The following is a 6,208-nucleotide window of genomic DNA, read 5'->3' as shown; positions in this document are numbered from 1 at the left end:
TCCGCCTGCTCGAGAACGCGCAGCGGCACCTCCGCGCGAGCATCGCCGCGGGCGTGGGCGTGGGCATCTCGGAGCTCACCGCGCTCGAGGTGCTCGGCGAGTCGCCCGACCTCACGCCGAAGTGGCTGGGTCTCGAGCTCTCCCTCTCGACGGGCGCCGTGACCGCGCTCCTCGACCGGCTGGCGACCGCCGGCCACGTCGACAGGCTCGCCAACCCGCAGGACCGCCGCAGCGTCCTCCTGCGCCTCACCGACTCCGGGGAGCAGCTGCTCGCGCAGGTGGACGAGCGCTACGACGAGGTCAGCGCGGAGGTGCTGAAGGCCTCCCCCGGGCTGAACGGCATGGCGGACGACCTGGCGCGTGCCGCCGCGGTCATCACCGCGCACACGATCCGCTGATCCGCGCCAGTCGCTAGGAGTCCAGCGCCCGGGTCAGGGTCCAGACGTTGCGCCCCTCGGAGCGCTCGTGCTCGAACGTGGTCGTCAGCGCCTGGATGAGGGCGAGCCCGCGGCCCGACTCGGCGAAGACGTCCGGCATCTCCCGCGGCCCCGTGCCGATGTCCGGCGGATCGGCCGTGTCGACCAGCTCCGCGTGGATCGCGTCTCCCTCGACGCGCACGACGAGGCGGCAGACGATCGTCGTCGTCGACGTCGCGTGCTGGATGACGTTGTCGACCAGCTCGACCAGCGCCGTCTCGACGGCCATGCGGTCGCGGGTCGGCAGGTCCGGGCGCTCGCCCCAGAGCTCGGCGAGCATCTCGTGGACGACCTCGCTGTCGTCCGGGGGCGTGCGGAACCCGACGCTGCGCTTAGTCACGGTACGCGTCGCCGGCCGTGTCGAAGAGGGTGAGCACCCGGTCCAGATTGGACAGCTGCAGCACCATCACGACCTGCTCGCTGGGCGCCGCGATCCGCAGGTCACCGCCCGCCTGCCGCGCGGTCTTGAGAGCGCCGACCAGGGCGCCGAGGCCGGAGGAGTCCATGAACGTCACCGCGCTGAGCTCGACGACGATGCGGGGGCTGCCCTCGTCGATCGCCCGGCGGACGGCCGAGCGCAGCTCCGGAGCCGAGGCCGCGTTGAGCCGCCCCTCCCCCCGCAGCACGGCGATGTCGGGGGCGGTCGTCTCGGTCGTGAACGTCATGCGGGGTCCTTCTCGGCGGAGCGGTCGGCGCCCGTGCGGGTCAGCACGAGGGCGGTGATGTCGTCGGACGCGGAGCCGGAGGCGGCGAGCGCCCTCAGCGCCTGCAGGAACGCGGCGGTGTCGGCGGAGTCGCGGGCGAGGTCGACCGCGCGCGCCAGGGACTGCAGCGTCCCGTCGTAGAGGTCGAGGACGCCGTCGGTGAAGGCCAGGAGCGAGTCGCCGACCGCGAGCTCCACGGTCTGGGTGATCCAGCCGCCGTCCTCCGCGATGCCCAGCGGGAGGCCCAGTGCCGCGAGCCGCTGGAACGAGCCGTCGGCGCGGAGGAGGACGGTGAGCCCGTGGCCCGCGTCGACGAAGTCGATCCGGCCGGACGCGGTGTCGAGGCGCCCGTGGAAGAGGGTCGCGAAGGTCTCGGTGGCCGTGAAGTCGTCGTGCAGCTGGGCGCTCACCGCGCTGACGACCGCGTCGGGGTCGCCGCCCAGGCGCGCCCGGAACGCGGAGCGGATCGACGCGGCCACGATCGCCGCCGCCGTCCCCTTGCCCATCACGTCCACGAGGGTCAGGTCGACCGTCTCGTCGTCGCCGCGCCAGCTGTAGAAGTCGCCGGTGATCGTCCACCGCGGCAGCGAGAGCCCCGAGAGCTCGTAGCCGGCGGGGTGGTGGAGGGAGGAGGGAGCCATCTGCGTCTGCATGTCGGCGGCGCGGTCGCGCTCCGCCGTGTCGCGCAGCTCCCGCTCGACCCACTCGCCGAACTCCTCGAGCAGCTGCCGCTCGTCCGGGGTGAGGCTCCGGGGCACGAAGTCGATGAGGCAGAGGGTGCCCAGCTGCAGGTCGCCCTCGACCGACAGCGGCCGCCCGGCGTAGAAGCGGACGTGCGGGTACCCCGCGACGTGCTCGTGCCCGGCCCACGCCTCGTCGGCACCGAGGTCCGGCACGACGAAGGTGGTGCGCTTCTCGAGCGTCGCGTCGCAGAAGGTGCCGGCGCGCGGGTACGCGAGCACGGCGTCCGGACGCTGCGGGGACTTCGTGAACAGCGTGGTGTCGTCGAGGAAGTGGATCTCGGCCACGGGCACGCGGAAGAGCTCCTCGGCCATCCGCGTGATCCGGTCGAAGCGCTCCTCCGGAGCCGACCCCATCATCTCGAGCGCCTCGAGCGCCACCAGCCGCGGATCCTGCTCGGCCTCGATCATCCGTGCCCCCTTCCCCCTGCGCGCCGCGCCGGGACTCCCCGGAGCGCACACGCACCTCCGACCGTATCGCCCCGCTTGACGGGTGGGGGACCTTCGGCGCCTCTGTACCCCTCACGGGGTACGGCTGTCGCAGATCGCGCGGTCGGGAGCGTCGGCGGTGGCCGATCCCGGCCGTCCTCGCCTCCGCCTCTTGCGGCCGGACGGAGCGGACCCCTACTCTTCACCCGACGCTCCCCCGGCGACCCGCGAGCACCCGAAGCCCGCAGGCTCGTGGGCGTCGCCTCAGGAGCGCCCGTGCCCACCCAGCCGCGTCCCCTCCGCCGATCGCGCGCGGAGACGAACCGACCCTCTCGATCCGACGCGCCCCGGCGCGGGAGCCCGCTCGCTGCGGCGCTCCTGCTCGTGACCGTCCTGATCCTCCCGCTCGCCACCGCGCCGACAGCGTCCGCCGTCGACTCGGCGGGCGACGAGTACGACGCGATGCGCCTCGCCCTCGTCGCCGATCTGACGGGCACGATCCCGGGAAGCGGGAGCGTCGGCGGCCTCGCCGCGGCGAAGGGCCGCCTCGTCGCCGAGGCCGAGGGCTACTGGTCGACGCTCGAGACCGACGGCGGCGAGCCCTGGCCCGATCTGGTCACGGGCACCTCGGCGGTGGAGGTGTGGACCGCCTACAAGCGGGTCACCGTCCTCGCGACCGCGCTGAAGACCCCCGGCACCGCCCTCAGCGGCGACCCGGCGCTCCTCCGCGACGTCGTCACGACCGCCGACTGGCTCTCGGCGAACCGCTACAACCGCTCCACCACCGGCACCTCCCGCTGGTGGGAGCAGCAGATCGGCATCCCGCTCGAGCTGAACAGCATCACCGCCCTCCTCTACCCCGACCTCTCGGCGGCGCAGGTGCAGGCCTACCTGTCGGCCTCGACGCGCTTCGCCGACACCGTCACCCGGACCGGCGCCAACCGCGTCTGGACGGCGGCGGTCATCGCCGGGCGGGCAGTGCTTCTGAAGCAGCCGGCGAAGATCGCGGAGGCGGCCGCCGGCATCGACCCGGCGCTGCGGACGGTGGCGTCCGGCGACGGCTTCCACGCCGACGGCTCCTTCGTGCAGCACAGCGTCTTCGCCTACAGCGGCGGGTACGGGCTCTCGATGCTCGACACCCTCGACGACCTGTACGCGCTGCTCGACGGCTCCCGCTGGGAGATCACGAGCCCGGAGGGGCTCGGCGTGTACGACCGGCTCGCCTCCTCCTTCGCCCCCGTCACCTGGTGCGGCGCCGTGATGTCGACGGTCCGCGGCCGCGAGACCGCGCGGGCGGAGTCGGAGGACGGCGACGTCGGAGTCCAGCTGCAGGCGGCGGTGCTGCGCCTCGCCGACAGCGCCCCTCCCTCGGCCAGGACACGGACGAACGCGCTGGCGAAGAGCTGGCTGGCCTGCAACGCCGGCAGCCCCGTGAGCATCGAGACGGCCGGATCCGTCAGCGACGTCGTGCGCGCGCGGCTCGTCCTCGCCGACACGGGCCTGACCGCGACCCCGATCGGCTCGGGCGTCCGGGCCTTCGCCGGCATGGACCGCTTCACGCGGACCACGGCGACCTCGGGCTTCGCCGTCGGCCTGTCGAGCACACGGATCGCCCGCTACGAGTCGCTCAACGGCGAGAACCGCAGCGGCTGGTACACCGGCGACGGCGCGACCTCGCTCCACCTGGGCAGCGGGCGCCAGTACGACGACGGCTACTGGGCCACGGCGAACCCGTACCGGATGCCCGGCACCACCGAGGACACGATCGTCCGGAGCGCGGGCGAGGGCGCGTCGTCCCGCCCGACGACGACCTTCACCGGGAGCCTCGAGAACCCGTCGCGGCGGACGGGGATCGCGGCGCTCGACTTCGACGCGGCGTCGGTGAGCCTGGTCGCGAAGAAGGCCTGGTTCACCTTCGACGACGAGATCCTCGCGCTCGGCTCCGGGATCACGGCGACCGACATGTCCGGGACCGGCTGGGACGGGGTGCGCCGGCGCGCGGAGACGGTGATCGACGACCGCCGCGACGTCGCTCCCGACGCGAGGCTCCGCGTCGACGGCGTCCTCCGCGGTGCGGAGGCGACCGCCACGAGCACCGCCCGCTGGGCCTCGATCACCGGCTCCGCGGAGTCGGTGGGCTACGTCTTCCCGACGCCGATCGCCCTGACCGCGCAGGGGCGGACCCGCACCGGAGCCTGGAGCGCCGTGAGCGCCGCCGGTCCGACGGCGCCGGTGACCGGCCACTACTACTCCCTCACGACGAGCCACGGCACGAACCCGACCGGCGCCTCCTACGCGTACACGGTCCTCCCCGGCGCCTCCGAGGCGGCGACCGCCGCGTACGCAGCGGACCCGGACGTGACCGTGCTCAGCAACACCCCCCAGCTGAGCGCCGCCCGCGACCGCTCGACCGGCACCGTGAGCGCCGTGTCGTGGAAGGCCGGGACCACGAGCCCCGTCCTCGTCGGAGGCACCCGGGTCGCGAGCATCACCGGCGCCGGACTGGTCTCGATCCGGGAGGACGCGGACACGGTGACCGTCTCGACCGTCGACCCGACGCAGGTCTCGACGAGCGCGCTCACCGTGACGCTCGCGCGGCCGACCGCGGGCACGGTGTCCTCGAGCGCCGCCCTGAGCGTGACGAGCAGGACGAGCACCGCGACGACGATCACGTTCCGGCCGAGCGGGCTGAAGGGAGCGACGGCGTCCATCGTGCTCGCGAAGAGGGCCGCCACTCCGGTGCCGACGGCCACGCCCACGCCGACCGCCACCGCCGCGCCGACCTCGACGCCGACCGCCACCGCGACTCCGCTCGCCGCCGTCGGGGCCGGCACCCACCAGAACGGCTCGCCGGCCGTTGCCGTCACGGGCACCTGGTCCACGACCTCCTCCTCCGCGGACAGCGGCGGCGGCGTCTCCTTCTCGTCGACAGGGGGCGCCTCCGCCACCCTCCGCTTCACCGGCACCGGAGTCTCGTGGGTGAGCCGCCGGTCCAGCACGTCCGGGATCGACGAGGTCCGCCTCGACGGCGTCCTCGTGGCCTCGGTCGACCGCTACAGCGCCACCACCCGCTCCGCCCAGACCGTCTGGACCAGCGGGACCCTGCCCGCCGGCACCCACACCGTCACGATCACCCGCGGCAGCACACGGAATCCGGCGGCGACCGGGGGCAACCTGATCCACGACGCCTTCGTCGTGAGGGGCTGACGGCCCGGCTATCACCGGCCGCGGTGCCTGGCCAGGCCCTCGCCCGGCGGCGGGCGGGCCCGTAGCGTCGCCCGGACCGATCGACCCGCCGGGGTCACGACGAGAGGACGCGCCATGAGCAGCACGAGCGACATGATCCGGAGCCACCCCGAGGAGCTGCGCGGCGTCGATCCGGAGGTCCTGGCCGAGTGCATCGACGCGTGCGGCGCCTGCGCGCTCACCTGCACCGCCTGCGCCGACGCGTGCCTCGGCGAGGAGTCGGTCGCCGAGCTGGTCCACTGCATCCGCACCGACCTCGCCTGCGCCGACGTGTGCGCCGCGACCGGCGCCGTGCTCTCGCGCCGCGGCGTCGTCGGATCCGCGGCCGTCCGCGCCCTCGTCGAGGCCTGCCTCCTGGCCTGCCGCGCCTGCGCCGACGACTGCGAGCAGCACGCCGAAATGCACGAGCACTGCCGGATCTGCGCCGAGGCCTGCCGCCGCTGCGAGCAGGCGTGCGAGAGGCTGCTCGCGCAGCTATGAGCGCGGGCGCCACCGCGGGACACCTCCCCCACCGGACTCGACGGGCGGCTGTCAACCGTCCTGCCCTGAGCGTCCGGCGCTCCTACGGTCGGTGGCGAGCACGGCGTCGTCGGGGCTCGGAGCGATCGCAGGC

At 74.2% G+C, this 6,208-nt stretch carries 6 protein-coding genes; 3 read left to right on the top strand and 3 right to left on the bottom strand.

The window, feature by feature from the left end:
- A partial coding sequence (locus tag C5C99_RS12300) for a MarR family transcriptional regulator (protein ID WP_104340153.1) occupies positions 1-398 on the top strand: 398 nt, incomplete at its 5' end.
- A 13-nt stretch (positions 399-411) separates the two neighbouring features.
- On the opposite strand, the gene C5C99_RS12295 is transcribed toward C5C99_RS12300, so the two are convergent.
- The 3 genes from C5C99_RS12295 to C5C99_RS12285 are packed head-to-tail and all read right to left on the bottom strand — an operon-like array spanning position 412 to position 2,331.
- Positions 412-816, bottom strand: coding sequence for an ATP-binding protein (locus C5C99_RS12295; RefSeq protein WP_104340152.1), 405 nt, complete (start codon positions 814-816; stop codon positions 412-414).
- Positions 809-1,141, bottom strand: a complete 333-nt coding sequence (locus tag C5C99_RS12290) for an STAS domain-containing protein (protein ID WP_104227127.1) — start codon at positions 1,139-1,141, stop codon at positions 809-811. The genes C5C99_RS12295 and C5C99_RS12290 overlap by 8 nt, the downstream gene beginning before the upstream one ends.
- On the bottom strand, positions 1,138-2,331 hold the full coding sequence (locus tag C5C99_RS12285) for a PP2C family protein-serine/threonine phosphatase (RefSeq protein WP_104256699.1): 1,194 nt from the start codon (positions 2,329-2,331) through the stop codon (positions 1,138-1,140). Before C5C99_RS12285 ends, C5C99_RS12290 begins: the two co-directional genes overlap by 4 nt.
- A gap of 402 nt (positions 2,332-2,733) precedes the next feature.
- Between C5C99_RS12285 and C5C99_RS12280 the strand changes: the two genes are divergently transcribed.
- Positions 2,734-5,556 (top strand): polysaccharide lyase 8 family protein, encoded by a 2,823-nt coding sequence (locus tag C5C99_RS12280; protein WP_146085506.1) that lies wholly within the window; start codon positions 2,734-2,736, stop codon positions 5,554-5,556.
- 114 nt (positions 5,557-5,670) lie between these two features.
- Positions 5,671-6,075 carry a four-helix bundle copper-binding protein gene (locus C5C99_RS12275; protein ID WP_104227130.1) on the top strand — a complete coding sequence of 135 codons (405 nt, stop codon included), beginning with the start codon at positions 5,671-5,673 and terminating at the stop codon, positions 6,073-6,075.
- Positions 6,076-6,208: the final 133 nt, after the last annotated feature.

The sequence above is a fragment of the Rathayibacter sp. AY1C4 genome (assembly GCF_002932195.1).
Lineage (GTDB): Bacteria > Actinomycetota > Actinomycetes > Actinomycetales > Microbacteriaceae > Rathayibacter.
This window is presented reverse-complemented; position numbering and strand designations above follow the sequence as displayed.